At 73.0% G+C, this 24,325-nt stretch carries 28 protein-coding genes; 20 read left to right on the top strand and 8 right to left on the bottom strand.

Going from position 1 to position 24,325, the window contains the following annotated elements; translation table 11 throughout:
• Positions 1-6: 6 nt before the first annotated feature.
• Positions 7-912: a nitroreductase/quinone reductase family protein gene (locus tag AC0VY3_RS19255; RefSeq protein WP_103510653.1), complete on the bottom strand. Its 906-nt coding sequence runs from the start codon at positions 910-912 to the stop codon at positions 7-9.
• A 434-nt stretch (positions 913-1,346) separates the two neighbouring features.
• Between AC0VY3_RS19255 and AC0VY3_RS19250 the strand changes: the two genes are divergently transcribed.
• The gene (locus tag AC0VY3_RS19250; protein WP_103510654.1) at positions 1,347-1,646 is read left to right on the top strand and encodes a DUF2087 domain-containing protein; all 300 of its coding nucleotides are present in this window, start codon (positions 1,347-1,349) and stop codon (positions 1,644-1,646) included.
• A 13-nt stretch (positions 1,647-1,659) separates the two neighbouring features.
• Here AC0VY3_RS19250 and AC0VY3_RS19245 read toward each other — a convergent pair whose 3' ends face one another.
• A complete protein-coding gene (locus AC0VY3_RS19245; protein ID WP_103510655.1) occupies positions 1,660-2,484 on the bottom strand; it encodes an aldo/keto reductase in 825 nt (274 codons plus the stop codon).
• A gap of 150 nt (positions 2,485-2,634) precedes the next feature.
• Positions 2,635-3,798, bottom strand: coding sequence for an ABC transporter ATP-binding protein (locus AC0VY3_RS19240; protein ID WP_103510656.1), 1,164 nt, complete (start codon positions 3,796-3,798; stop codon positions 2,635-2,637).
• A gap of 145 nt (positions 3,799-3,943) precedes the next feature.
• On the opposite strand from AC0VY3_RS19240, the gene AC0VY3_RS19235 reads away from it, so the two are divergent.
• Entirely contained in the window at positions 3,944-5,239 is a 1,296-nt protein-coding gene (locus AC0VY3_RS19235; RefSeq protein WP_475550128.1) for an alpha/beta fold hydrolase, read from the top strand.
• Between the two features lie 65 nt (positions 5,240-5,304).
• Here AC0VY3_RS19235 and AC0VY3_RS19230 read toward each other — a convergent pair whose 3' ends face one another.
• Positions 5,305-5,877, bottom strand: a complete 573-nt coding sequence (locus AC0VY3_RS19230) for a rhodanese-like domain-containing protein (protein ID WP_103510658.1) — start codon at positions 5,875-5,877, stop codon at positions 5,305-5,307.
• A 255-nt stretch (positions 5,878-6,132) separates the two neighbouring features.
• Here AC0VY3_RS19230 and AC0VY3_RS19225 point away from each other — a divergent pair, with 255 nt between their 5' ends.
• The 11 genes from AC0VY3_RS19225 (at position 6,133) to AC0VY3_RS19175 (ending at position 16,904) form a co-directional block, all read left to right on the top strand.
• On the top strand, positions 6,133-6,867 hold the full coding sequence (locus tag AC0VY3_RS19225) for a PIG-L deacetylase family protein (protein ID WP_103510659.1): 735 nt from the start codon (positions 6,133-6,135) through the stop codon (positions 6,865-6,867).
• A gap of 109 nt (positions 6,868-6,976) precedes the next feature.
• Complete coding sequence (locus tag AC0VY3_RS19220; RefSeq protein ID WP_103510660.1) at positions 6,977-7,576, top strand: helix-turn-helix domain-containing protein; 600 nt, start codon at positions 6,977-6,979, stop codon at positions 7,574-7,576.
• Positions 7,577-7,679: 103 nt separating this feature from the next.
• Positions 7,680-8,645, top strand: coding sequence for an NADPH:quinone oxidoreductase family protein (locus AC0VY3_RS19215; protein WP_103510661.1), 966 nt, complete (start codon positions 7,680-7,682; stop codon positions 8,643-8,645).
• Positions 8,642-9,835, top strand: a complete 1,194-nt coding sequence (locus tag AC0VY3_RS19210) for an acyl-CoA dehydrogenase family protein (RefSeq protein ID WP_103510662.1) — start codon at positions 8,642-8,644, stop codon at positions 9,833-9,835. The genes AC0VY3_RS19215 and AC0VY3_RS19210 overlap by 4 nt, the downstream gene beginning before the upstream one ends.
• The gene (locus AC0VY3_RS19205; protein WP_475550127.1) at positions 9,832-10,950 is read left to right on the top strand and encodes an acyl-CoA dehydrogenase family protein; all 1,119 of its coding nucleotides are present in this window, start codon (positions 9,832-9,834) and stop codon (positions 10,948-10,950) included. The genes AC0VY3_RS19210 and AC0VY3_RS19205 overlap by 4 nt, the downstream gene beginning before the upstream one ends.
• Before the next feature lie 155 nt (positions 10,951-11,105).
• Positions 11,106-11,621 (top strand): hypothetical protein, encoded by a 516-nt coding sequence (locus tag AC0VY3_RS19200; RefSeq protein ID WP_103509865.1) that lies wholly within the window; start codon positions 11,106-11,108, stop codon positions 11,619-11,621.
• Between the two features lie 156 nt (positions 11,622-11,777).
• Complete coding sequence (locus AC0VY3_RS19195) at positions 11,778-13,394, top strand: ABC transporter substrate-binding protein (RefSeq protein WP_103509864.1); 1,617 nt, start codon at positions 11,778-11,780, stop codon at positions 13,392-13,394.
• A 23-nt stretch (positions 13,395-13,417) separates the two neighbouring features.
• Complete coding sequence (locus AC0VY3_RS19190; RefSeq protein ID WP_181010916.1) at positions 13,418-14,383, top strand: ABC transporter permease; 966 nt, start codon at positions 13,418-13,420, stop codon at positions 14,381-14,383.
• Positions 14,376-15,233 carry an ABC transporter permease gene (locus AC0VY3_RS19185; RefSeq protein WP_475550126.1) on the top strand — a complete coding sequence of 286 codons (858 nt, stop codon included), beginning with the start codon at positions 14,376-14,378 and terminating at the stop codon, positions 15,231-15,233. Before AC0VY3_RS19190 ends, AC0VY3_RS19185 begins: the two co-directional genes overlap by 8 nt.
• Positions 15,230-16,228, top strand: coding sequence for an ABC transporter ATP-binding protein (locus tag AC0VY3_RS19180; RefSeq protein WP_475550125.1), 999 nt, complete (start codon positions 15,230-15,232; stop codon positions 16,226-16,228). The genes AC0VY3_RS19185 and AC0VY3_RS19180 overlap by 4 nt, the downstream gene beginning before the upstream one ends.
• Positions 16,221-16,904 (top strand): ABC transporter ATP-binding protein, encoded by a 684-nt coding sequence (locus AC0VY3_RS19175; protein WP_103509860.1) that lies wholly within the window; start codon positions 16,221-16,223, stop codon positions 16,902-16,904. The genes AC0VY3_RS19180 and AC0VY3_RS19175 overlap by 8 nt, the downstream gene beginning before the upstream one ends.
• A 61-nt stretch (positions 16,905-16,965) precedes the next feature.
• On the opposite strand, the gene bla is transcribed toward AC0VY3_RS19175, so the two are convergent.
• On the bottom strand, positions 16,966-17,898 hold the full coding sequence (bla, locus tag AC0VY3_RS19170; protein WP_475550124.1) for a class A beta-lactamase: 933 nt from the start codon (positions 17,896-17,898) through the stop codon (positions 16,966-16,968).
• A 166-nt stretch (positions 17,899-18,064) separates the two neighbouring features.
• Here bla and AC0VY3_RS19165 point away from each other — a divergent pair, with 166 nt between their 5' ends.
• From AC0VY3_RS19165 to AC0VY3_RS19145, 5 genes are all read left to right on the top strand, one after another.
• A complete protein-coding gene (locus AC0VY3_RS19165) occupies positions 18,065-18,967 on the top strand; it encodes a LysR family transcriptional regulator (RefSeq protein WP_475550123.1) in 903 nt (300 codons plus the stop codon).
• Positions 18,964-19,866, top strand: a complete 903-nt coding sequence (locus tag AC0VY3_RS19160; RefSeq protein WP_475550122.1) for a serine hydrolase — start codon at positions 18,964-18,966, stop codon at positions 19,864-19,866. The genes AC0VY3_RS19165 and AC0VY3_RS19160 overlap by 4 nt, the downstream gene beginning before the upstream one ends.
• 179 nt (positions 19,867-20,045) lie before the next feature.
• Positions 20,046-20,924, top strand: a complete 879-nt coding sequence (locus AC0VY3_RS19155; RefSeq protein WP_475550121.1) for a phosphatidylinositol-specific phospholipase C/glycerophosphodiester phosphodiesterase family protein — start codon at positions 20,046-20,048, stop codon at positions 20,922-20,924.
• A gap of 117 nt (positions 20,925-21,041) precedes the next feature.
• Complete coding sequence (locus AC0VY3_RS19150; protein ID WP_030081942.1) at positions 21,042-21,236, top strand: hypothetical protein; 195 nt, start codon at positions 21,042-21,044, stop codon at positions 21,234-21,236.
• A gap of 51 nt (positions 21,237-21,287) precedes the next feature.
• Complete coding sequence (locus tag AC0VY3_RS19145) at positions 21,288-22,031, top strand: hypothetical protein (protein ID WP_103508537.1); 744 nt, start codon at positions 21,288-21,290, stop codon at positions 22,029-22,031.
• 138 nt (positions 22,032-22,169) lie between these two features.
• Here the strand turns inward: AC0VY3_RS19145 and AC0VY3_RS19140 are convergent, their stop codons facing one another.
• Positions 22,170-22,535, bottom strand: coding sequence for a DUF779 domain-containing protein (locus AC0VY3_RS19140; protein ID WP_103508536.1), 366 nt, complete (start codon positions 22,533-22,535; stop codon positions 22,170-22,172).
• An 87-nt stretch (positions 22,536-22,622) separates the two neighbouring features.
• Here AC0VY3_RS19140 and AC0VY3_RS19135 point away from each other — a divergent pair, with 87 nt between their 5' ends.
• Positions 22,623-23,012: a hypothetical protein gene (locus AC0VY3_RS19135; RefSeq protein ID WP_030081948.1), complete on the top strand. Its 390-nt coding sequence runs from the start codon at positions 22,623-22,625 to the stop codon at positions 23,010-23,012.
• Between the two features lie 75 nt (positions 23,013-23,087).
• On the top strand, positions 23,088-23,267 hold the full coding sequence (locus AC0VY3_RS19130; protein ID WP_103508535.1) for a hypothetical protein: 180 nt from the start codon (positions 23,088-23,090) through the stop codon (positions 23,265-23,267).
• A gap of 198 nt (positions 23,268-23,465) precedes the next feature.
• Here AC0VY3_RS19130 and AC0VY3_RS19125 read toward each other — a convergent pair whose 3' ends face one another.
• Both AC0VY3_RS19125 and AC0VY3_RS19120 read right to left on the bottom strand, forming a co-directional pair.
• Positions 23,466-24,137 (bottom strand): endonuclease, encoded by a 672-nt coding sequence (locus tag AC0VY3_RS19125; protein ID WP_475550120.1) that lies wholly within the window; start codon positions 24,135-24,137, stop codon positions 23,466-23,468.
• A complete protein-coding gene (locus AC0VY3_RS19120; protein ID WP_103508533.1) occupies positions 24,134-24,316 on the bottom strand; it encodes a DUF6480 family protein in 183 nt (60 codons plus the stop codon). The genes AC0VY3_RS19125 and AC0VY3_RS19120 overlap by 4 nt, the downstream gene beginning before the upstream one ends.
• Positions 24,317-24,325: the final 9 nt, after the last annotated feature.

The following is a 24,325-nucleotide window of genomic DNA, read 5'->3' as shown; positions in this document are numbered from 1 at the left end:
GACGGCTCAGGAGGCGGGCGGGGCCGGGGGCCAGGGCACATCGGCCAGGAGCGGCAGGATCTGCTCCTCCTCGTAGTCGAGGTGGGCCGTCAACTCCTGAGTCATCCGGGTCAGTTCGGCACGGAAGCGGTCCGGCTCCGCGATGGCGGCATCGGCCAGCAGGGCGGCGAGCGCCGACTGGAGCTCCCCGATGCCGCGGTGCTCCTCCCGCAGCCGCTCGAAGACGTCGGCCAGCTGGGGGTGATGACTCTCCATCGTGGGGAACATATGGCCGTCCTCGGCCGTGTGGTGGAACTCCAGCGCCTGGCAGAACGCCAGGCAGCGCTGCCGGATCTGCAGCCCGAGACCGGGCGCGGGCGGCTCGCCCGCGCCGCCGTGGGCGGCCCGCGCGGCGAAGTGCGCCTCCGTCTCCGCGTGTACATGCAGGAGTTGGGCGCGCAGCCAGGTGTGCACCTCCATCAGCTTGTCGGCGAGCGAGGCGATCGGGCGAGGCGTGTCGTCGGGGTCCGGCAGCTCCAGGGCCACGACGGGCAGCACCCGGTCGGTCGCGGCCTGGTACTCCGCGTAGCCGGGCGCTTCGGCCACCACCCGGGCGAACAGCTCGTCGCGCCGGGCCCCTTCGGCCGGCACGGCGAGGGCCGGGAACTCCTCGTCCCCCAGCTCCACCTGGACGGTGGGGTGGGCGAGGAGATTGCGGTACCAGTCGGGGTGGAGCGGTGCGCCGAGGCTGGAGCCGACGACGAGCAGCCGGCGGCCGTCGCGTACGTATCCCAGCGGTGTGGTGTGCGGCTTCCCGGAGCGGGCTCCGGTGGTGGTCAGCAGGAGGAGGTCGGCGCCCTCGAAGGGGCCGCCGACCTTCCCCGCGTTCGCGCGGAACTCGGTGATGACGGACTGCTGGAAAGCATGGGGCATGGAGGTTCTGGGTCTCCCGTGAGGAATGCGGGCAGGCGAGGGCCCGGCGTCGCGGAGTGTCCGCGGTGAGGTGGTTCGGACGTGAAGGCGCTCGGGGCGCGGCTGCTCAGAGGCAGGGGGCGATGAGTCGACTCATGGCGTCGTCCCTGGAAGAAGGCGCTGGCTCGACCGCCGGCCGGCCCAGATCTCTTTGGCCGACGTCACGCTGCACGTCTCCCATCACAACCCGGCCGGTGCGGGTCTGTCAACGCGAGGACGGGCGACGAGGGCACGGGCAACGCGGGTACGGGCAACGCGGGTACGGGCAACGCGGGTACGGGCAACGCGAAGACGGGCAACGCGAAGACGGGCAACGCGAAGACGGGCAACGCGAAGACGGGCAACGCGAGGAAAACGCGTTGCCCGTCCTTCGGAAGCCTGCGACGCTTCCGGCCATGCCCGCCGAACAAGAGACCCTCACGCCTCTGTCGCCGACCCCTCGTACCCATCGGGTCGAGGCGCTCTTCTCGCGCGGCCGCCTGGTCGCGATCCCGCGCAAGGAGGCCCGTCGGGAGCAGCTGCTCGTGCATCTCGCCGACACGCTGTTCGAGCGGGAGCGTTCGTACACCGAGCGCGAGGTGAACGAGGCGCTGCTCACCGTCCACGAGGACTGCTCCGCGCTGCGCCGCCATCTCGTCGTGGCGGGGCTGCTGGTCCGGCCCCGGGACGGCAGCAGCTACCGCCGCGGACGCTGAACCGTGAACCGGGTCAGTTGAGGGTGTCGGGGTCCGGGCCGGTGCGCATGCCCCGGTCCAGCGCGGCGACGGCGTCCATGTCCGCGTCCGACAGCTCGAAGTCGAAGACGTCGATGTTCTGCCGGATCCGCTCGGGCGTGACCGACTTGGGGATCACGATGTTGCCGAGCTGGAGGTGCCAGCGCAGCACCACCTGGGCCGGGGACTTGCCGTGCCGCTCGGCGATGGAGACCAGCGCCTTCTCCTTGAGCAGCGCGCCCTGGGCCAGCGGGCTCCAGGCCTCGGTGGCGATGCCGTGCTCGGCGTGGAAGGCGCGCAGCTCGGCCTGCTGAAGGCCCGGGTGCAGCTCGACCTGGTTGACGGCGGGGACGAGCGTGCCCGTCTCCAGCAGCCGGCTCAGATGGGCGGGCTGGAAGTTGGAGACTCCGGCCGCGCGGATCCGGCCGTCGGCGACCAGCTTCTCCAGGGCGCGCCAGCTCTCCGGGTACAGGTCGTGGGCGGGCGTCGGCCAGTGGATCAGGTAGAGGTCGACGTAGTCGAGGCCGAGCTTGGCCAGGCTCGCGTCGAAGGCGGCGAGCGTCGCGTCGTAGCCCTGGTCGGCGTTCCACACCTTCGTGGTGATGAACAGCTCCTCGCGGGGGATCCCGGAGGCGGCCAGCGCCCGGCCCACGCCGACCTCGTTGCCGTAGATCGCCGCGGTGTCGATGGACCGGTAGCCGGCTTCCAGCGCGGCGGAGACGGCGGCGGTGGTCTCGTCGTCGGGCACCTGGAAGACGCCGAAGCCGAGCTGGGGGATGGTCACGCCGTTGTTCAGCGTGACGGTGGGGACGGTGGACATGTGACGGCCTTCCGGTAGAGCGGTGCAGCGGTGTGCCTCGTGCGCGTCGTACGCCGGAATCTCTGGCGTACGACGTTTACTGGCGTCAACAATAATTGCATGCGCGGGTTATCTGCAAGCGCGGGCAAGGTGGGCCGGGTCACCCCGCCCCTACGCGTCCGCCACCGAGTCGAACTCCACCTCCTCGCGGCCCACCCCCTGCGCATCGGCGTCCACCGACCGGCGCAGCGCCTCGTGCAGCTTCGCCGGGGTGAGAACGCCGAGGAACCGGGCCCCGTCCAGCACCGCCACCCACCCCGCGTCGTGCTGGAGCATCTCGCTGAACGCCTGCTTCAGCGGCGCGCCCACCGGAACCCACGCGTCCATCCGGCGGGCCAGAGAACCCACCGTCGCCCCCTCCCCGGCCGACCGCAGCGCGTCCGCCGACACCCAGCCGTGCAGCTCGCCCCCGCCGTTCAGCACCACCGCCCACCGGGCCCCCGCCGCCCCCAGCCGGGCCGCCGCCTCCCGGGCCGGCTCCGCCAGCAGGGCCACCGGCGGCTCCTCCAGGTCCTTCGGCTCGATCGCGGTGACCGACAGCCGCTTCAGCCCCCGGTCGGAGCCCACGAACCGGGCCACGTACGGCGTCGCCGGGGTGCCGAGCACGGCGGCCGGGGTGTCGAACTGCTCGATGCGCCCCTGCCCGTACACCGCGATCCGGTCACCCATCCGCACCGCCTCCTCGATGTCGTGCGTCACCAGGAGCACCGTCTTGCGCACCCGCTGCTGGAGGGCCAGGAACTCGTTCTGCAGCCGCTCCCGCACCACCGGGTCCACCGCCCCGAACGGCTCGTCCATCAGCAGCACCGGCGGATCCGCCGCGAGCGCCCGCGCCACGCCCACCCGCTGCCGCTGGCCACCGGAGAGCTGCGCCGGATAGCGCGAGCCGTACGTCTTCGGGTCCAGGCCCACCAGGTCCAGCAGTTCCGCCGCCCGCTCCCGGGCCCGCGCCCGCTTCCAGCCGACCAGCGCCGGTACGGTCGCGGTGTTGTCCAGGACGGTCCGGTGCGGGAAGAGGCCCACCTGCTGGATCACGTAGCCGATCCGCCGGCGCAGCTTGACCGGATCGATCCCGGCGATGTCCTCGCCGTCCACCAGGATCCGGCCCGAGGTCGGCTCGATCAGCCGGTTCACCATCATCATCGTGGTCGTCTTGCCGCAGCCGGACGGACCCACCAGGGTCACCAGCTCACCCTCCGCCACCTCGAAGGACAGCCCGTCGACCGCCGTCGTCCCGTCCGGATAGACCTTGCCGACCTCTTCGAACCGGATCATGTCTGCACGGTAGGAGCGACCCGGCCGCGACGCACACGGGCCGGGACCGTCCGGGGCACGGCCCCTTCGTCCGTCGCCGGGAGGGCATGTGCTGAACTGGCCCTTTCGCCCGGATCAGCCCGCACCCCGGATTCAGGAGTTCCCCGTGAGCAGTTACCGGCAGCCCGGTGTCGTCCTCACCGACCGGCGCTTCACCGTCCCCCTCGACCACAGCGACCCCGGCGGCGAGCAGATCGAGGTCTACGGCCGCGAAGCGGTCGCCGCCTCCCGGTCCGGCGAGGAACTGCCCTGGCTGGTCTATCTGGAGGGCGGCCCCGGCTTCGGCGCACGCCGTTTCGTCGGCACGGAGGCCTGGCTCGGTCGCGCCCTCCGCGAGTTCCGTGTGCTCCTCCTCGACCAGCGCGGCACCGGGCTGTCCACCCCGGCCAACCGGCAGACCCTCCCGCTGCGCGGCGGCCCGCGCGAACAGGCCGACTACCTCGCCCACTTCCGTTCCGACTCCATCGTCCGCGACTGCGAGCTGATCCGGCCGCAGCTCACCGGCGGGGCGCCCTGGACGGTCCTCGGCCAGTCCTTCGGCGGCTTCTGCGCGGTCCGCTATCTCTCCTCGGCGCCCGAGGGTCTCGCGGCGGTCCTCATCACCGGCGGGCTGCCCTCGCTGGACGCGCACGCGGACGACGTCTACCGGGCCGCGTACCCCCGTATCGAACGGAAGGTCGCCGCCCACTACGCCCGCTACCCGCAGGACGTCGAGCGCGCCCGCGCCATCGTCGCGTACCTCGCCGAACACCGGCCCGAGAGCGCCGGGCACCGGCTCACCCCCGAGGGCTTCCAGTCGCTCGGCATCATGCTCGGCTCGGGCAGCGGCAGCCACCAACTCCACTACCTGCTGGAGAACGCCTTCGTCCGCACCCCGGGCGCCACCGAACTCTCCGACGCCTTCCAGGAGGCGATGCGCACCGCCGCCTCCTTCGCCGGGCACCCGCTGTACGCGCTGCTGCACGAGGCCATCTACGGGCAGGGCGAGCGGGCCACGGACTGGGCGGCGGAACGCGTACGGGGTGAGTTCCCGCAGTTCGACGCGGCCACCGCGCTGGCGGGCGACGGCCCGGTCCTCTTCACCGGCGAGACCATCCACCCCTGGCACTTCGACGTCGACCCGGCGCTGCGCCCGCTCCGCGAGACCGCCGAACTCCTCGCCCGGCGCACCGACTGGCCCGTGCTGTACGACCCCGAGCGGCTCGCCGCCAACGAGGTCCCGGTCGCGGCGGCCGTCTACCACGACGACATGTACGTCGACACCGCGGACTCGCTGCGCACGGCGTCGGCGATCCGGGGGCTGCGGACCTGGGTGACGAACGAGTACGAGCACGACGGGGTGCGCGCGGGCGGGCCCCGGGTCCTGGACCGGCTGATGGCGCTGGTGCGCGGCGAGGCCTGACCGGCAGAGGCCGCTGCGTCCGCCCCGGGGCCCGGCCGGTCGCCGCCCGGCCGGGCCCCTCCGGGTCAGCGCTGAAGCTGCTCCAGCGTGGCGTCCAGGTCACCGGCGGCACGCGGGGCCCGGTTGTACGGCAGCTTCGAGAGGGCCACGGCCATGCCGCAGGTGTTGCTGACCGCCGAGTACACCAGGCCCGTGCCGATACCGGCGGACAGCCAGCGCGCCGCCGGGAAGCGGATGCCCGCCACCAGCCCCGCCACCACCAGCGAGCCCGCCGCGAGCCGCACCTGACGCTCCATGGGCCAGGTGGTGCGGGCGCCCTCGGGGCGGTCGAGGCCGCGGCCGTCGCCCTCCCACGCCGAGGTGCCGCCGGTCAGCGTCACGGCCTCGATGTCCGCGCCCGCGAGGATCTCGCAGGCCCGCGTGGACCGGACCCCGGAAGCGCACACCACCAGCAGTGAACCGCGCGCGGAGGCGGACTTGAGGGCCGGCAGTGCGTCCGGCAGCTTGTCGAGCGGGATGTTCAGCGCGCCGGGGACATGTCCGGAGGCGTACTCGCCGGGAGCCCGCACGTCGACGACGGTGAACTCCTCCAGGCGGGCTGCGGCCTGGGCGGGGGAGAGGGATGCGGGGCTGGGCACGGGCGGGTTCCTTTCGTTCGCCGGGGCGGCGGGGCGGGAGGGAGCCCTCCCACCGGTCCGGGCGGGCCGGGCCGGGGTCGCGGTGGTCGCCACCGGGGTCCAGCCTCGCACGCCCGGCCCCGCCTCCGGGCCCCGGCCGGTCGGGCTCCCCGCCCGGAGGGCTCCCGAGCACCCCGTGTACCCGCGCGCCGGTAGCGCACGTGCAGCGCACCCGGACGGCCTGCCGGTGCGACGAGACATGGGTAGCCTGCGGTCATGACGCCGCAGCGACTCGAACCGATGCCCGTCGACTGGCAGCGCGCCCTGGCCGTGGTCGCCCACCCCGACGACCTGGAGTACGGGGCGGCCGCTGCCGTGGCCGAGTGGACCGACGGCGGCCGCGAGGTCGTCTACCTCCTCGCCAGCCGCGGCGAGGCCGGGATCGACACCCTGCCGCCCGAGGAGTGCGCGCCGGTGCGCGAGCGGGAGCAGCGGGCGAGCGCCGCCGTCGTCGGCGTACGGACCGTGGAGTTCCTGGACCACCGCGACGGGGTGATCGAGTACGGCACCGGGCTGCGCCGCGACATCGCCGCGGCCATTCGCCGCCACCGCCCCGAACTGGTCGTCACCCTCAACCACCGGGACACCTGGGGCGGCGTCGCCTGGAACACCCCCGACCACCGCGCCGTCGGGCGCGCGGCGCTGGACGCGGTCGCCGACGCGGGCAACCGCTGGATCTTCCCGGAACTCGGCGAGCAGGGTCTGCGGCCGTGGGACGGAGTGCGCTGGACCGCCGTGGCGGGCAGCGACCGGCCCACCCACGCGGTCGACGCGACGGCCGGTCTCGAACGCTCGGTCCGGTCGCTGCTGGAGCACCGTACGTACATCGAGGCACTGACCCAGGAGGATCCGGAGCGGTACTGCCGGACCTTCCTGTCGGGCATGGTGGAGGCCGCCGCCGAGCGGTTCGGCGGCCGGCCCGCGGTCACCTTCGAAGTCTTCGCCCACTGACCGCGCTGGCCTGACCGCGTTGACGTGACCGCGGTGACCCGACCGCCTTGACGTGACTGCGGTGACCGACCGTATTGACAAACCGGCTTGCCGATTCTGCAATGGCGGCATGAAGGAACACGACCGGGACGACCCGGAACTGGAGGCCGTCCTCACCGGGGTCGGCCCTCGGCTGCGCCGACTGCGCAAGGACCGCGGCGTCACCCTCGCCGCGCTCTCGGCCGCGACCGGCATATCCGTCTCCACGCTCTCCCGGCTGGAGTCCGGCGGCCGTCGCCCCAGCCTCGAACTGATGCTGCCGATCGCCCGCGCCCACGAGGTGCCGCTCGACGACCTGGTGGGCGCCACTCCGGTCGGCGACCCCCGGGTGCGGGCCAAGCCGATCGTGCAGCACGGCCGCACGATGCTGCCGCTGACCGCCCGGCCCGGCGGCCTCCAAGCGTACAAGCTGATCCAGGAGCCGGGCAGCGGCGGCCCGCCGGAACAGCGCACCCACGAGGGGTACGAGTGGCTGTTCGTGCTCTCCGGGAAGCTGCGGCTGCTGCTGGCCGAACACGATCTGGTGCTGGGGCCGGGGGAGGCCGCCGAGTTCGACACCCGGCTGCCGCACTGGTTCGGCCCGGCCGAGGACGAGACGGTGGAGTTCCTGAGTCTCTTCGGCCCGCAGGGTGAGCGCATGCATGTGAGGGCGAAGCCGAAGCGAGGCTGAGGGGTCCCGCCACCGGCCGGGCGGAGGTGTTCCCAGATCGGCAAGCGACCGCTTAGTATGCGCCGGAGCAGTGGTAATGCCGACAGTGTTGTGGAGGCCCCTCATGCAGGCATGGCGAGTGCACCGGAACGGCGAGCCGGGCGAGGTGATGAGCCTGGAGGAGACGGACCGGCCGAAGCCCGGCGACGGGCAGGTGCTCGTCGAGGTCCGCGCCGCGAACGTCAACTTCCCCGACGCCCTGCTCTGCCGGGGCCAGTACCAGGTGCGGCCGCCGCTGCCGTTCACCCCGGGCGTCGAGGTGTGCGGCACCACCGAGGACGGGCGGCGGGTGCTCGCCACCCCCGCCCTCCCGTACGGCGGCTTCGCCGAGTACGTCGTCGCGGACGAGGCGGCTCTGCTGCCCGCCCCCGAAGCGCTGGACGACGCCGAAGCGGCCGCCCTGCACATCGGCTACCAGACCGGCTGGTTCGGCCTGCACCGCCGCGCGAACCTCCGGGCGGGCGAAACCCTGCTCGTCCACGCGGCGGCCGGCGGCGTCGGCAGCGCGGCCGTCCAGCTCGGCAAGGCGGCGGGCGCGAAGGTCATCGGCGTCGTCGGCGGCCCGGAGAAGGCCGCCGTAGCCCGCGAGCTCGGCTGCGACCTGGTCGTCGACCGGCGGAGCGAGGACATCGTCGCCGTGGTGAAGGAGGCCACCGGCGGGCGCGGCGCGGACGTCGTCTACGACCCGGTCGGCGGCGACGCGTACGCCAAGTCCACCAAGTGCGTCGCCTTCGAGGGCCGCATCCTCGTCGTCGGCTTCGCCAGCGGCGTCATCCCCACCCCGGCCCTCAACCACGCCCTGGTGAAGAACTACTCCGTCGTCGGACTGCACTGGGGCCTCTACAACACCAAGGACCCGGCCGCCGTCCGCGCCTGTCACGAGGAGCTGACCGAGCTCGCCGCGCAGGGCATCGTCAAACCCCTGATCAGCGAGCGTGTCGCGATGGCCGGAGCGGCCGACGCGGTCCAGCGCGTCGCCGACGGCACCAGCACCGGCCGCATCGTCGTCCTCCCCGGAGGCGCCCGATGAGCCCCGCCGTCGACGCCGCCGAGGTCCGCCGCCGCACCCGCGAACTGCTCGCCGCGCACCCGCCCGCCACCACCGGCCGCACCGACTTCCTCAAGGCGCGCTTCGACGCCGGCCTCGCCTGGGTCCACTACCCGGTCGGCCTCGGCGGACTCGACGCGCCCCGCTCCCTCCAGCAGGTCGCCGACGCCGAACTCGCCGCCGCCGACGCGCCCGACAACGACCCGCGTCGCATCGGCATCGGCCTCGGCATGGCCGCCCCCACCGTCCTCGGCTTCGGCACCGACGAGCAGAAGCGGCGCTTCCTGCGCCCGCTGTGGGTCGGCGAGGAGGTCTGGTGCCAGCTCTTCAGCGAACCCGGCGCCGGATCCGACCTCGCGGCGCTCGCCACCCGGGCCGTGAGGGACGAGACCGGTGACTGGATCGTCGACGGGCAGAAGGTCTGGACGTCCAGCGCCCATCTGGCCCGCTGGGCGATCCTCATCGCCCGCACCGACCCGGACCTGCCCAAGCACCGGGGCATCAGCTACTTCATCTGCGACATGACCGACCCCGGCGTCGAGGTCCGGCCGCTGCGCCAGATCACCGGCGAGGCCGAGTTCAACGAGGTCTTCCTCACCGGCGTACGGATCCCCGACAGCCACCGCCTCGGCCCCGTCGGCGAGGGCTGGAAGGTCGCCCAGACCACCCTGATGAACGAGCGCGTCTCCATCGGCGGCTCCCGCATCCCGCGCGAGGGTGGCATGATCGGCCCGGTCGCGACGACCTGGCGCGGACGCCCCGAACTGCGCACCCCCGACACCCACCAGCGCCTGCTGACCCTCTGGGTGGAGGCCGAGGTCGCCCGGCTCACCGGCGAGCGGCTGCGCCAGCAACTCGTCGCCGGACAGCCCGGACCCGAGGGCTCGGGCATGAAGCTCGCCTTCGCCCGGCTCAACCAGGAGATCAGCGGCCTGGAAGTCGAACTGCTCGGCGACGAGGGCCTGTTGTACAGCGACTGGACCATGGTCCGCCCGGAGCTGGTCGACTTCACCGGACGGGACGCCGGCTACCGCTATCTGCGCTCCAAGGGCAACTCCATCGAGGGCGGCACCAGCGAGGTCCTGCTGAACATCGTGGCCGAGCGCGTCCTCGGCCTGCCCGCCGAACCCCGCAACGACAAGGACGTCGCCTGGAAGGAACTGAGCCGATGACCGCGCCCGCCCAGCCCCCCGCCACCCCCGACCTGCTCTACTCGCAGGACGAGGAGGACCTGCGCTCCGCCGTGCGCGCCCTCCTCACCGACCGGGCCGACGCGCCGACGGTGATCGCCGCGACCGAGTCCGACACGCCGTACGACCCGCAGCTGTGGGCATCGCTCGCGGGCGGCATCGGCGCGGCCGGACTCCTCGTACCGGAGAAGCTCGGCGGCCAGGGCGCCTCCCACCGCGAGGCCGCCGTCGTCCTGGAGGAGCTGGGCCGGAGCGTCGCCCCCGCCCCGTACCTGACCAGCTCCGTCGTGGCCACCGAGACCCTGCTCGCCCTGGGCGCCGAGGACGGACCGGCCGCCGCGCTCCTGGGCGAGCTGGCCTCCGGCGCCCGTACGGCCGTGCTCGCCGTGCCCTTCGCGACCCCGCCCGCCGGGGCGGATGCGGCCCTCACCTCACGGGACGGGACGGTACGCGGCGTCGCCGACGCGGCCGCCGCCGACGTCCTGCTGGTGCCGACCGCCGAGGGCCTGTACGCCGTCGAGGCATCGGCCCCCGGTGTCGCCGTGAGCCCGCTCGTCCCGCTTGACCTGACGAGGCCCCTGGCCGCCGTCACCCTGACCGGGGCGGCCGGAACCCTGCTCGCCGACGCGGACACGAGCGCCACCGCCGTACGGCGCGGACTGCTCGCCGGAGCCGGACTGCTCGCCTCCGAGCAGCTCGGGATCGCCGAGTGGTGCCTGACCGAGACCGTGCGGTACACGCGCGAACGCCACCAGTTCAACCGGCCCGTGGGCTCGTTCCAGTCGCTCAAGCACCGGATGGCGCAGCTCTGGCTGGAGGTCGTCTCGGCCCGCGCCGCCGCCCGCAACGCCGCCGACGCGCTGGCCACCCACAGCCCCGACGGCCCGCTCGCCGTCGCGGTGGCCCAGGCGTACTGCTCGGGCGTCGCGGTCCATGCCGCGGAGGAGTGCGTCCAGTTGCACGGAGGGATCGGCATGACCTGGGAACACCCCGCGCACCTGTACCTGAAGCGGGCCAAGGCCGACTCGATCGCGTACGGCACGGCGGGCAGCCATCGTCAGTCCGTCGCGGAACTGGCGGAGCTGCCGGCTCCCTAGGACCTGTCGGCGCTCGATCGCCTTCGGACGCGTCGGTCGGCTCGTCCATTGCGGTGGTGTGCGCGTGCGAGGCGAGCCGTTCCGCCCCGGCGGGCGTTTGTCCGTGGGGCGCGAGTGCGCTCGGGCAGACGACTGACAAGGGTGTGAGGCAGGCGATGGCAGACATGGATCGCAGGAGGATTCTGCAGCTGACCTCGGCGGCGACCGTCGCAGGGGGACTGGCCGTCGGGGCGGGCGGAGCCGCCCACGCGGCGAGCAGGGCGGACCGCCGGATCGTCCTGACCGGTAGGCGTACGGGTGCGAACATCCCGGACGTCCTCACGGCCGGCGTCCCGTACTTCGTGCGGTACGACCTGTCGGACGCGCAGGGCGACAGCGTGGGCACCGAGAACGCCCACTGCCTGCCCGTCACCGTCGGGCTGGACGGCTCGTTCGTCCTGGCGACGCTGGTCCTGAGCCTCGACGACGGCCTGATCACGGCTGCCACGGCCTTCCAGCGGCCGCTTCCCGCCGTCACCGAGTCCCCGGTGAACGCCCAACCGTGGTCCCACGTCTTCGCTGTCACCGGAGGGACGGGCGCCTACAGCGGCGCGGCCGGCTCGATCACGATCGACCACCGGACGCGGGACGAGGACGTGCTCACCATCGACCTGGCCGACGCCTCGCTGTAGGCGGGCGGGCCGCCCCCGAGAGTCCGTCCTCGGCCATACCGGCCCTGGTACACCCCGTCTCGCCTGTCGAGGCGGGGTGTACCAGGGCCTTTTACGTGCTGTTTAATTGCATACCGTTCGCAACAACAGTCGATCTTCAACAGGGATGTGCAGAGTATGACGGCCCGATCGATACGGGTGGCGGTCGCCGCCACGCTGGTGACCGCCCTGTCCCTGACCGCGGCGGCCTGCTCGAACCCGGACAGCGCCAAGGGCGGATCCGGATCGGGGTCCACCTCGGCCGTCGTCGGCATCGCCTACGAGCCCGACAGCCTGAGCCCGCTGCTCGGCTACGGCAAGGACGGCAACTCCAAGATCTTCGACGGACTGCTCGCGCTCGACGCCGACATGAAGCTGAAGCCCGCCCTCGCCGCCGAACTCCCCGAGGTCAGCGCCGACGGTCTGACGTACACGTACAAGCTGCGGCAGGGCGTGAAGTTCAGCGACGGCAAGGCGTTCGGCGCCAAGGACGTCGTCTTCACCTACCGCACGATCCTTGACGAGAAGACCAACAACGCCTCGCGCACCGAGCTGGACGCCGTCAAGGACGTCACCGCGAAGGGCGAGGACACCGTCGTCTTCACGCTCAAGTACCCCTACGCCCCGTTCGCCCAGCGCACCGTCCTGCCCATCGCCCCCGAGCACATCGCGGGCAAGCAGGACGTCAACACCGGGGCCTTCACCACCAAGCCGGTCGGCACCGGGCCCTACGTCCTCACCAAGTGGTCCAAGGGCGAGAAGCTCAGCTTCGCCGCCAACCCCCGCTACTGGGGCGGCGAGCCGGAGGTGAAGAAGTTCACCATGGCGATCATCAAGGACGACGACGTGCGCGCCACCCGGCTGCGCTCCGGCGACCTCGACGGCGCGATCCTGCCGCCCAACCTCGCCAAGGGCTTCGCGGACGACCAGGGCAGGAAGACCTACGCCGCGAACAGCTACGACTACCGCACGGTGACCCTCCCGACGAACAACAAGGTCGCCGGTGACACCGCCGTACGCCGTGCCCTCGACGTCGCCGTCGACCGCGACACCATGGTGGAGGCCATCCTCAACGGCGCGGGCAAGCCCGCCTACGGGCCCGTCCCCACCGACAGCGAGTGGTTCACCAAGGGCACCGAGCGGGGGCACGACCTCGCCGCCGCGAAGAAGATCCTCGACGAGGCCGGCTGGAAGCCCGGCAAGGACGGCGTCCGGGTCAAGGACGGTGTGCGCGCCGCCTTCCCGCTCTGGTACCTCACCGGCGACAAGCTCCGCCAGGAGCACGCCCTCGCCTACGCCTCCGACGCCAAGAAGGCGGGCATCGCGATCACCGTCGAGGCCGGCACCTGGGAGGTCATCGAGCCCCGGATGAAGCACGACGCGGTCCTCGCGGGCGGCGGCTCGCCCGCCGACCCCGACTTCGACCAGTACACCCTGCTGAAGTCCTCCCTCGCGGGCGACGGCTTCAACAACATGGCCTGGTACGACAACAAGGCCGTCGACGTCGCGATCGAGGCGGGCCGGCGGAGCGGCGACAAGGCCGAGCGGAAGAAGGCCTACGACACCGTCCAGCGCGAGCTGGTGAAGAACCCGGGCTACACCTTCCTCACCCACATCGACCACCTCTACGTCGTCGACGACCGCTTCGGTTCGCTCACCACCCAGATCGAGCCGCACGACCACGGGCTGGCCTCCGGCCCCTGGTGGAACGTCGAGGAGTGGTCCACCGAGGGCGCCGGGGGCTCGAAGAAGTGAGCCGCCGCCTCCCCTGGGGGCCGATGGCGCGGATGGCGGGCCGGCGGGTCCTGTTCGCCGTCCCCGTCCTCGGCGCCGTCACCTTCGGTGTCTTCGCCGTCGCCGCCGCATCCCCCTTCGACCCGGTCAAGGCCTATGCGGGCACCGCCGGGCTCACCGCGTCGCAGGAGAACCTCGACCAGCTGCGGGCCAACCTCGGCGTCGACCAGCCGCTCGTCGCCCGCTGGTGGGACTGGCTGACCTCGGCGTTCCGGGGCGATCTCGGCGACTCCAGCGTGATGCGCCAGCCGGTCGCCGACGTCATCGCCGAGCGCATGGGCTGGTCCGTCCTGCTCGCCGCCACCGCCTTCCTGGTCGCGATCCTGCTCGGCACCGGCCTCGGCGTCCTCGCCGCGCGCCGGCCCGGCGGCTGGCTCGACCGGTGCGTCAGCTCCGTCGCGTACACCCTGGAGGCCGCCCCCGCCTTCTGGCTCGGGCTCCTCGCCATCTGGTTCTTCGCCCTGCAACTGGACGTCCTCCCGGCCGGCGGGCTCACCGACGCCGCCAGCGACGTCGTCACCTTCGGCCAGGTCGCCTCGCACCTCGTGCTGCCCGCCGCCGTCCTCGGCGTCTCCCAACTGCCCTGGTTCTTTCTGTACGTACGCCAAGGGGTCGCCGACGCCCTGGCCGAGGACCCGGTCCGCGGCGCCCGCGCGCGGGGCCTGAGCGAGCGGACCGTGCTCCTCGGCCACGCCCTGCGCTCCGGAATGCTGCCGATGCTCACCCTGATCGGCTCCCGCGTCCCCGAACTCATCACCGGCGCCCTGCTCGTCGAGACGGTCTTCAGCTGGCCCGGCATCGCCGCCGCCACGGTCGAGGCCGCGACCTCGGTGGACTTCTCGCTGCTCGCCGCGCTCACGGTGCTCGCCACCGCCGCCGTACTCCTCGGCAACCTCCTCTCCGACCTCCTCTACGGACTCGCCGACCCCCGGGTGGCCTTCGATGGCTGAGACCGCGCTCGCCCTCCCCGGCCGCACGACCCGCCGCGTCCGGATCGTCACCTCGGCCACGATCGTCATCGCCGTCGCGCTCGCCGTCCTCGTCGTGCCGCCGCTGGCCCAGCTCGACCAGCAGGCCGTCGACCTGGCCGACAAGCTCGCCCCGCCGTCCCCCGCCCACCCGTTCGGCACCGACGACGTCGGTCGCGACCTCCTGCTGCGCTGCGTCTACGGGCTCCGCGTCTCGCTGCTCGTCGGCCTCGTCGCGGCCCTCACCGCCACCGTCATCGGCACCGCGATCGGCGCGCTCGCCGGGGTGTTCGGCGGCTGGACCGACCGGGTCGTGATGCGTGTCGTCGACGCCCTGTCCTCGATCCCGCATCTGCTGCTCGGCATCTTCATCGTCGCGATGTTCCGGCCCGGCGTCTGGCCGGTGATCATCTCGGTCGCCCTGACGCACTGGATCTCCACCGCCCGGATCGTCCGCTCCGAGGTGCTCTCGCTGCGCTCGCGCCCCTTCATCGACGCGGCCATTTCCGGCGGCGCGTCGCGCACCCGGGTCATCGTGCGCCACCTGCTGCCGGGGGTGCTGCCGCAGGCCGGACTGGCCGCGGTGCTGATGGTGCCGCACGCGATGTGGCACGAGTCCGCGCTGTCCTTCCTCGGGCTCGGCCTCCCGGCCCATCAGGCGAGCCTCGGCAACCTCGTCCAGTCCGCGCGCGGTTCGCTGCTCGCGGGGGACTGGTGGCCCACCCTCTTCCCCGGCCTCTTCCTGATCATTCCGACCCTCGCGCTCGCGGGACTCGCCGGAGCCTGGCGCGACCGGATCAACCCGCGCCGGAAATCGGAGCTGATGCTGTGACCGACGCCCGCGAGAACACCGTGGTGCCCGCCCTCGCCGTCCGGGACCTCTCCGTCCGCTTCCGGATGCGCGGCGGCCGGGACATCGCCGCCGTCGCCGACGCCCGCTTCTCCGTCGCACCGGGGGAGTGCCTGGCCCTGGTCGGCGAGAGCGGCTGCGGCAAGTCCGTCCTGGCCTCCGCGCTGCTCGGACTGCTGCCCGCCAACGCGGCCACCACCGGGAGCGCGGTGCTCGGCGGCGACACGGATCTGCTCACCGCGGACGAACGGACCCTCGCCCGCACGGTACGGGGACGGCGCATCGGCCTCGTACCGCAGAGTCCCGCCGCCCATCTCACCCCCGTGCGCACCGTCCGGGCCCAGCTGGAGGAGAGCCTGCGCGAGCTGACCGGGGTGCGGGGGAGCGAACTGCGCAGGGCGGCCGTGGCGGCGGCGGACCGCGCCTCGTTCCCCGACGGCCACCTCGACCGCTACCCCCATGAGCTCTCCGGCGGCCTCGCCCAGCGCGCCGCGACCGCCCTCGCCCTGATCGGCGACGCCCCGCTGCTGCTCGCCGACGAACCGACCACCGGACTCGACCGGGACCTCGTCGAGCGGACCGTGGACGAACTGCGCCGCCACACCGACGAGGGCCGGGCGCTGCTGATCATCACCCATGACCTGGCCGCCGCCGAACGCATCGCCGACCGGGTCGCCGTCATGTATGCCGGCCGGATCGTCGAGATCGCGGACGCCCCGCGCTTCTTCGGCGCGCCCGGCCCCCGGCACCCGTACGCCAGGGGCCTGCTGGACGCCCTGCCCGAGCGGGACTTCGCCCCGATCCCCGGGATGCCGCCGGAGTTGGGGGCGCTGCCCGAGGGCTGCGCCTTCGCGGCCCGCTGCGCTTACGCCGACGCCCGCTGCACCGACGAGCGTCCGGCCTTCGAGGCGGACCTGGCCTGCCACCACGCGCCGACCGGCCGGACGCACCCCCTCAAGGAGGCCGCCGATGCTTGAGCTGACCCGGATCACCGCCGGTTACGATCGCCGCGACCCGGTCGTCCGCGAGGTGTCGCTGCACGTGGCGGCGGGTGAGGCGGTCGGGCTGCTGGGCCCCAGCGGCTGCGGCAAGTCCACTCTGGCCAAGGTCGCGGCCCTGCTGCACCGCCCGGACGCCGGAACCATGACCCTGGACGGCACGGTGATACGCGGCTGGCGGCACCGCGCCCCGCGCGCGCAGCGCACGGCCGTCGGCGTGGTCTTCCAGCAGCCCCGGCTCTCCGCCGACCCCCGGCTCAGCCTGCGCGAACTGATCGCCCAGCCACTGCGGTCCACCGGGCGCCGCCGGGACGTTCCCGGGCGGGTGGCGGAACTGGCCCCGCTGGTCGGCCTCTCCGACGAACTGCTGGAGCGCCGGCCGCACGCGGTGAGCGACGGCCAGCTCCAGCGGGCCTGCCTGGCCCGGGCCCTGGTGCTGGAGCCCCGGCTGCTGATCTGCGACGAGATGACGGCGATGCTCGACGCGTCCACCACAGCGGCCCTGGTCGCCGTGGTCGAGCGCTACCGCGCCGAGTCCGGGGCCGCCCTGCTGGCCGTCGGCCACGACCGGGTGCTGCTGGAACGCTGGTGCGACCGTACGGTCCGCTGGGGCGAGCGCGACACCGGGAAAGCACCGGCCGCAGCCGCCGGGTGACCCCTGGGACCTGTCGTCGGACCGCCGCCTGCCGGGCGACGACGGCGGTTTGACGACACCCCTAGGACGACAGCGAGTCGACGACCACGGAGGCCGCCTCGGCGATCAGCCGGTCGTCCGGCTCCGCGTCCTTGGTACCGCGGTGCGACAGGACGGCGATCACGATGGGAGCGGAGTCCGGGGGCCACACCACGGCGATGTCGTTGCGGGCCCCGTAGTAGCTGCCGGTTCCGGTCTTGTCGCCGACGACCCAGCCGTTGGGAACACCCGCCCTGATCACCGCGTCCCCGGTGGTGTTGGTCCGCAGCCACGTCGTCAGCTGCGCCCGCTCGGGTGCGCGCAGGGCCTTGCCCAGGACGAACGCGCGCAGATCCTCGGCCAGCGCCCGGGGCGTGGAGGTGTCCCTCCTCTCGCCCGGGACCCAACGGCTCAGCTCCGGCTCCTCCCGGTCCATCCGCGTGACGTCGTCGCCCAGCTTCTCCAGCGAGGCGTCCAGGCCCTTCGGCCCGCCGACGTGGTCGAAGAGGAGGTTGGCAGCGGTGTTGTCGCTGTAGCGCACGGAGGCGTCGCACAGTTCCTTGAGTGTCATGCCGGTGTCCACGTGCTTCTCGGTCACCGGGGAGTTGGCGACCAGGTCCTCACGGGTGTAGGTCACCCGCTTGTCGAGGCCGTCCAGGGAGTAGGTGCTGAGCACGACCGCGGCCTGGAGCGCCTTGAAGGTCGAGTTGTAGGCGAACCGGGCCCGGTCGTTGTGGGCCACCTCGCGTCCGGTGCCGGTGTCGACGGCGTACACGCCCAGCCGTGCGTCGAACTCGCGCTCCAGCTTCTCGAAGCCCTCGGCGTACGGCTTCGCGGCGGCGGCCGACGTGCTCGCGGCGGGCTTGGCGGAGGAGTCCCGGGAGACGGAGTCGTTCTGTCCGCAGGACACCAGCGGTACGAGGGAGAGCGCGGCGACCAGACCGGCGACGGCGGTCCTGACGCGGGGGTGATGCATGGGCGAAACCTCCTGGCGCTCCGGACCGGAGCGCATCGGGTACGGTGCCGCACGGCTCCGTACCGGTACGTGATCATGCCTGCCGAAGCCACCTTCGTCCCCTCCGGTCATGCGGTCCAATACGCTCATGCGCGTTTCCATGCCGAAACCGCATAGGCTCGGGGGCGTGGATCTGGTCGGAGCGTGTCGGGCATTCGTCAGCGTCAGCGAGTACGGCGGCTTCACCGACGGGGCCGCCGCCGCGGGGATGTCCCAGTCGGTGGCGAGCCGCCGGGTGGCGGCGCTGGAGGAACGCTTCGGCGAGCAGCTGTTCGAGCGCACGTCACGGCGGGCGGTGCTCACCCCCTTCGGGCGCGATATGCTGGCCGCCGCCGGACAGCTCGTCCAGGCCGCCGACGTGCTGCTGGACGAGGCCGAGACCGTCAAGCACAAGCCCTGGCGACTGGCCGTCCCCACCATCTGCTCCACGTCAGCCCTGGCCCGCCTGGTCGCCGACGCGCGGGGGCACGGTGTTCGGCTCGACCTGAGGACCGCCGGGCCGGCGCGGCGCAGGGAACTCGTCCAGGCACAGCAGGTGCGTGCCGGTCTGCTCGCCGTGCCCGCCGAAGGGGCGCCCTGGTCCGTGCCGCTGGGGCTGGCCGGGGCGCGGGACAGCGGGGTGCGGCGGATCTACGTCGAGACGCTGCGGCTCGGGCGGGCTTCGCCCGGACCGGCGCGCCGGGTCTGGATCCAGCCGGAGGACGACGTACCGCACATCCGCGATCCCCTGACGCGACTGCGGGACGCGGTGGGCCTGCGGCCCGCGCAGGTGCTCGCCGCACCGGACCTGACGACCGCGGCGGCCGAAGCCCTCTGCTCCGACGACCTGTTGCTGTGCTCCCGCGCACAGGCGGAGGAACTCGCCCTGGCCTGGCACCCCATCGGCGAGATGACGCTGCGCCGGGGCTACGCCCTCACGGTGGTGGCGGACGGCAACCCCCTGCCGATGGAGGCACGACTGGGCGAGGCCATCGCCCGCTGCCTGGACGCGGACGATCCGGCGGACGCCGGGGGAGGGGAGGCGGCATGAACACCGAGGCTCTTCTGCGGGACGTGCGCGCCCGGTTGTCCGAAGGCGGCCTGCGCGCGTGCCTGCTGGTACGGGACTTGGACACGGGGGAGGAGCTGGGCATCGAGCCGGACACGGACCTGCCGTCGGCCTCCCTGGTGAAGGTTCCGCTCGCGCTCGCCACGCTCGAACGCATCCGGCGCGGCGAGCTGGACGGTGCGACCCCGCTGGACGTGGCGCCCGGCCGGGTCACCACACCGGGCCCGACCGGCCTCAGCCGCTTCCGGCACCCCGCCCGGATCGCGATCGACGACCTGCTCTACCTCAGCACCTGCCTGAGCGACGGCACGGCCGCCGACGCGCTGTTCGACCTCACTCCGCCCGCCCGGGTCGCCGACCTCCTCCGGGAGTCCGAGCTGCGCGGGATCATGGTCCGACACCGTACGGGAGAGCTGTTCGACACGCCCATGGAGCGTCTCGACGCCGACCAGGCGCACCTCGCCCACGCGCTGGCCATCGACGCGGGCACCAGCGGCCGCGGCCACCGGGTGCCCCAACTCGACACGACCCGCGCCAACACCGGCAGCGCACGCTCCTTCGTCGACCTTCTCCAGGCCGTGTGGACCCCGTCGAAGATCCATCCGGAAGTGGCCGCACGGCTCCGCGACCTCCTGGCCCACAACGTGCTGCGCCATCGGCTGACCCCGGACTTCAGTTCCGACGCGAGCAGATGGTCCTCCAAGACGGGCACGCTGCTGAACCTCAGACATGAGATCGGCGTCGTGGAGCACGCCGACGGACAGAGCTTCGCCATCGCCGTCCTGACCGAGTCGTCGGTCCCGGCGGGCGCACAGCCGGGCGTCGACGCGTTGATGGCCGAAGCCGCCCGGCGGCTGCGCGACCATCTCAGACAACTGTAGGAATCCAGCTGCAGGAACCTTCTGCCGAGGGAGTCCTCCGCCGGTCGGGTCCGACCGGCGACGCGCGCCCGAGGTGGCCACGGCGTGAAACATCGCCGAACACCTGTCAGGTACCTGACGGGCGTGCCCGTCGCACCCCCATACTCGTCGCGACCCCGTCCACCGCTCAGGGAGTCCCGATGGCCCACCTCACCCGCCGCCGCGCGCTCACCGTCGCCCTCGCCACCGCCGCCGCGGGCGTCGCCGTCCCCACCGCGACGGCGGCCGCCGCACCGGCCCGCCCGCGCGGCCCGCGTCCGTTACGCCAGGCCCACGCGCACAACGACTATCTGCACCCCCGGCCGCTGCACGACGCGCTCGCGCACGGCTTCACCAGCGTCGAGGCGGACGTCTTCCTCGTCGACGGCGATCTGCTCGTCGCCCACGAGCCCGCCGGACTCGACCCCACCCGCACCCTCGCCTCGCTCTATCTGGACCCGCTCGCCGCCCTGGTCCGGGCCGGCCGCGGCAGCGTCCACCCGCACCATCGCACCCCGCTGCAACTCCTCATCGACATCAAGGCCGACGGCGTCGCCGCCTACGCCGAGCTGGACCGGCAACTGCGCCGCCACCACCGCATCCTCACCCGCTACCGCCACGGCCGCGTCCACCCCGGCGCGGTCACCCCGGTGATCTCCGGCGACCGCGCGGCCCGCGCCCCCATGGAGGCACAGCTCACCCGGTACGCGTTCTACGACGGCCGCCTCGACGACCTCGGCACCGCGGCCCCCGCCTCCTTCGCCCCGCTCGTCAGCGCCAACTGGACCCAGAGCTTCGGCTGGCTCGGCGCGGGCCCCTTTCCCCGGGCCGAGCGTGACCGGCTGCACACCCTCGTCACCGCCGCCCACCGCGAGGGCCGCCGCATCCGCTTCTGGGCCACGCCCGACCTGCCGGGCCCCGCGCGCGAGGCCGTCTGGTCCGAACTGCTCGCCGCCGGGGTCGACCACCTCAACACCGACGATCTGGCCGGACTCGAACGCTTCCTCCGCGCCCGTGGGAACGGCGCTCCGACCCCGTAACGCCCATCGGCCCGGAAGTACCCGTTCGGCGGACACGCCAGTGCGCCGAACAGCCTCTCCGCTGCGCCACACTGGCGGCCGAAAGCCGCAAATCCGGCGCGGCGGAGGAGGTTGGCCATGGCCATTTCGATCTCACTGGTGCTGCTTCTGACGATCCTGGCTGTGATCTTCCTGCGGAACGGAGGCCTGAAGGTCTCCCACGCGCTGGTCTGCGCCCTGCTGGGGTTCCTCATGGCCAGTACGAGCATGGCGCCGACCATCCACGACGGTATCGGCGCCACCGCCAACCTGGTCAGCAGCCTGCACCCCTGACGCCCGACCGGGCCGTCCACGCGACGCCCCGCGATCCCGCACAATGGGGAGATGTCTTTCCCGCCACCCGGACGGCACTCGGGCGCCGCCCACCACGAGTACTGCAACACCGGCCTCTGCTGCCGGTGTCAGACGCGTACCTGGACGACCAAGGCGGGCAACGAACGGCTCTGCGGGCCGTGCGCGGCCTGCTGCCAGTCCTGCGGCCGGGCGCCCGCACCCCATCTGGACGGGCTCGACGGCGGGCTCTGCGCCGAGTGCCGCGGCCTGTGCGGCCGCTGCCACGCCCCGAAACGGCCCGACGGAACCTGTGCCTGCGACCGCTGGCGCGAGAGCGCCAAGAGCAATCCGCGCGGCTACGTCCTCCAGGCCTTGCCGCAACAGCTCCTCCAGGCGCTCGGCGGCCGGGTGCCGAGCACCGTCCACGACCTGATCCACCAGGAGCTGGCCAACCGGAGCGCGGGGCTTCTCCGGGAGCGCATCGAACGCCGCTGGAACCTGCGCTGGGCCCACGCCCTCAACGAGAAGGACGAGGACGGCCGCCGCCGCTGGAGCGCCCAGGAGATCGCCGAGCAGTTGCTGATGCCCGGCTCCTGCTCCGACCCGCAGTGCGAGGACGGCCACCGCGTCACCACCGACACCCCGTGCACCCGCTGCCGGCAGCCGCTGCACCGTTTCGTCACCTCGGTCGCCGACCACACCGCGACCCCGGAGCACGCCCAGGCCGCGGCGGCCCGGATCCGCCGGGCGATGCTGGAGAACCGCTCGCACCGCAAGCCCCCGCCGCGCGGATAGAGCCAGGCGCGGTGCGTCGCGGGCGCGGCGGCACACGGCCCGGTGTCGCGGCGGTGTGTCGTGCCCGCGAAACCCTTCGGCTTTCCGTGGACACTTCAAGGGGCGCGTCCTGACGTCGGGCGGCGGCGCGACCCCTCCTCATCCGTCCGCCAGCCGCGAGCGGACGAGGAAGCGCACCCCTTCCGGGGCCTCCAGCGAGAACCCGCTGCCACGGCCCTCCACCACGTCCACGATCAGCCGGGTGTGGGCCCATACCTCGTGCTGGCTCCGCGACATCCAGAACGGCACGGCCTCGGGCACCCCCTCGACGGCGAGCGACGCGAGCAGCACATCGGCGGCCCCGGTGCGGAACTCACCGGCCGGGTAGCACATCGGCGCGCTGCCGTCGCAGCAGCCGCCCGACTGATGGAACATCAGCGGACCGTGGTCCGCCCGCAGCCGTCGCAGCAGACCGGCCGCGGCGGGAGTCAGCTCGACGGCGGAAGATTTCGGGTCACACTCCATGGACCTGCCCCTTCTCGGCCGAGGCGACACTGCGACAACCGGACGCAAGTCAACTCGACCGGACGTTGCGACCGGGTTGCACGGCCTATGCTCGCGCCCATGGAGCAACGGGAAGTCGTGAAGCGCGTGATCGGCATCCTCACAGAGGCGCGCGAAATGCAGCGTCTGCTGGAGGCGGACCTCGAACGGGAAGATCTGGACGCGGGAGCGGGCGCCGTCACCGCCCTGCTCAACGAGACGATGCCCCACATCGCCATCCCCGACGACTTCTCCGTCGAGGAGGTCGTCACCGTCGTCGGGCGTGAGGTCGGCGGTGCGGTCGAACAGCTCGTGAGCGCGTTCACCCTCGCGTTCACGATGCTGGCCCAGGTCCACGACTCCGGGCAGACCGATGTGTCCTCGGCCGACGTCCTCCAGGACCTCGCGCTGCGGGTCGAGGGCGGCGGACCGGACGAGGACGAGGATCCGCTGCTGTAGCCCCCTGCATTCCGCCGCGCGGGTATGCATAGTGGAGGGAGAAGCGCGTATCTCCCTCGCGGCATGGAGGCAGCTGTGGGAAAGAGCACCGAGATAGCCCGTGCCAAGGCGCGGAGGCTCAAAGGCATGATCAAGGAATCGGACGGCATCGCCCTCGAGGACGAGCGGATGAAGGCCGAGGGCAGGAAGGAACAGGCCGAGGCCCGCCGCGCGGAGGCCCTGGCACGAGCGTCGCGGGCGGCCTCCCACCGCTGAGAGAAGCGAGGCGCCCGTGCCGTCCCGTACGGCACGGGCGCTCTCGCTGGGGTGGCCCTCGGGCCGCTCGCAGATCCGGCGCCGGGCTCTTGGTGGGCCTGGCCATGGTTTCGGGCCGGTCGGGCGGGCTCTGCGGGCCGCCTTCGGGCGCCGGGTTCTGAGGGTGTGCCTCCGGCTGCCGGAAGCCGGGCGCGGCGCTCACTTCCGTGCTCGGGCGGCCTCCCGGACCGTCCCGGCGATCTCCGGGTCGAGGGCCGCCCTGACCAGCGCAGCGGCGAACGCCGCCCGGTCCCGGCCGCGCGCCACCTCGGCCAGCCTCCCGGCGGAGGTGGGCAGACCGAGCCGCTCCGCTCCCCGGACGCCCTTCGCACCGAACCAGGGCCCGAACTCCGGCCAGAGATCCTGCACCTCGCGTACGAAGATGTCGGCCCCGGCCGGACCGATCCCCTGAACCCGCCGGAGCCCCGCCCGCAACGCCCCGCCGTCACCGTCCGCCTCCGCGCGCAGCCGCCGCAGGTCGCCCTTCCAGACGTCGAGGACAAGCTCCGCGCCCTCCCCGAGCTGGGTCGAGGTCCGCTCGTCGTAGCGGCGGTAGCCGCCTTCGCCCAACGCGTCCACACGCTGCTGCCAGCTCGCGTCCGCCATCCGGCGCGGAGTGCGCATACCCTGCGCGAACAGCGCCCGCGCGGTGGCCACGGCGACCGAGGCGCGGATCCGGGCGCTCAGCAGGTCGCTCAGCACCAGGAGCTGGTAGAGCGGTTGCGGGGTGTCGCGCAGCCGGACACCCGCCTCCGCCGCGTACGTCCGCCCGTAGCCCTCCAGCAGCGCGTCGGTGATCCGGCGCGCCGAGGCGGAGACCTCGCGGCTCATCCGTAGCCGAAGATCCGGGCGAGGAAGAATCCGGCGACCACGAGCGCACCGATCACAATCAGGGCGGTCCAGACGCCCGGGTGCTCCCACAGCCCTCCGTCCGCGCGTTCCTCGTGCGCCTCGCCGATGGAGCCTTCGGCCGGCGGTGTCTCTCCTGGGGGATTCAGCAGAACAGCCATGCCTCCAGG

The sequence above is a fragment of the Streptomyces sp. iso_384 genome (assembly GCF_056172905.1).
This window is presented reverse-complemented; position numbering and strand designations above follow the sequence as displayed.

Bases quoted from the DNA above. Each gene is read 5' to 3' on its own strand.
- AC0VY3_RS19255 (WP_103510653.1), bottom strand. From the start codon at position 912: ATGCCCCATGCTTTCCAGCAGTCCGTCATCACCGAGTTCCGCGCGAAC.
- AC0VY3_RS19250 (WP_103510654.1), top strand. From the start codon at position 1,347: ATGCCCGCCGAACAAGAGACCCTCACGCCTCTGTCGCCGACCCCTCGT.
- AC0VY3_RS19245 (WP_103510655.1), bottom strand. From the start codon at position 2,484: ATGTCCACCGTCCCCACCGTCACGCTGAACAACGGCGTGACCATCCCC.
- AC0VY3_RS19240 (WP_103510656.1), bottom strand. From the start codon at position 3,798: ATGATCCGGTTCGAAGAGGTCGGCAAGGTCTATCCGGACGGGACGACG.
- AC0VY3_RS19225 (WP_103510659.1), top strand. From the start codon at position 6,133: ATGACGCCGCAGCGACTCGAACCGATGCCCGTCGACTGGCAGCGCGCC.
- AC0VY3_RS19220 (WP_103510660.1), top strand. From the start codon at position 6,977: ATGAAGGAACACGACCGGGACGACCCGGAACTGGAGGCCGTCCTCACC.
- AC0VY3_RS19215 (WP_103510661.1), top strand. From the start codon at position 7,680: ATGCAGGCATGGCGAGTGCACCGGAACGGCGAGCCGGGCGAGGTGATG.
- AC0VY3_RS19210 (WP_103510662.1), top strand. From the start codon at position 8,642: ATGAGCCCCGCCGTCGACGCCGCCGAGGTCCGCCGCCGCACCCGCGAA.
- AC0VY3_RS19205 (WP_475550127.1), top strand. From the start codon at position 9,832: ATGACCGCGCCCGCCCAGCCCCCCGCCACCCCCGACCTGCTCTACTCG.
- AC0VY3_RS19200 (WP_103509865.1), top strand. From the start codon at position 11,106: ATGGCAGACATGGATCGCAGGAGGATTCTGCAGCTGACCTCGGCGGCG.
- AC0VY3_RS19195 (WP_103509864.1), top strand. From the start codon at position 11,778: ATGACGGCCCGATCGATACGGGTGGCGGTCGCCGCCACGCTGGTGACC.
- AC0VY3_RS19190 (WP_181010916.1), top strand. From the start codon at position 13,418: ATGGCGCGGATGGCGGGCCGGCGGGTCCTGTTCGCCGTCCCCGTCCTC.
- AC0VY3_RS19185 (WP_475550126.1), top strand. From the start codon at position 14,376: ATGGCTGAGACCGCGCTCGCCCTCCCCGGCCGCACGACCCGCCGCGTC.
- AC0VY3_RS19175 (WP_103509860.1), top strand. From the start codon at position 16,221: ATGCTTGAGCTGACCCGGATCACCGCCGGTTACGATCGCCGCGACCCG.
- bla (WP_475550124.1), bottom strand. From the start codon at position 17,898: ATGCATCACCCCCGCGTCAGGACCGCCGTCGCCGGTCTGGTCGCCGCG.
- AC0VY3_RS19160 (WP_475550122.1), top strand. From the start codon at position 18,964: ATGAACACCGAGGCTCTTCTGCGGGACGTGCGCGCCCGGTTGTCCGAA.
- AC0VY3_RS19155 (WP_475550121.1), top strand. From the start codon at position 20,046: ATGGCCCACCTCACCCGCCGCCGCGCGCTCACCGTCGCCCTCGCCACC.
- AC0VY3_RS19150 (WP_030081942.1), top strand. From the start codon at position 21,042: ATGGCCATTTCGATCTCACTGGTGCTGCTTCTGACGATCCTGGCTGTG.
- AC0VY3_RS19145 (WP_103508537.1), top strand. From the start codon at position 21,288: ATGTCTTTCCCGCCACCCGGACGGCACTCGGGCGCCGCCCACCACGAG.
- AC0VY3_RS19140 (WP_103508536.1), bottom strand. From the start codon at position 22,535: ATGGAGTGTGACCCGAAATCTTCCGCCGTCGAGCTGACTCCCGCCGCG.
- AC0VY3_RS19135 (WP_030081948.1), top strand. From the start codon at position 22,623: ATGCTCGCGCCCATGGAGCAACGGGAAGTCGTGAAGCGCGTGATCGGC.
- AC0VY3_RS19125 (WP_475550120.1), bottom strand. From the start codon at position 24,137: ATGAGCCGCGAGGTCTCCGCCTCGGCGCGCCGGATCACCGACGCGCTG.
- AC0VY3_RS19120 (WP_103508533.1), bottom strand. From the start codon at position 24,316: ATGGCTGTTCTGCTGAATCCCCCAGGAGAGACACCGCCGGCCGAAGGC.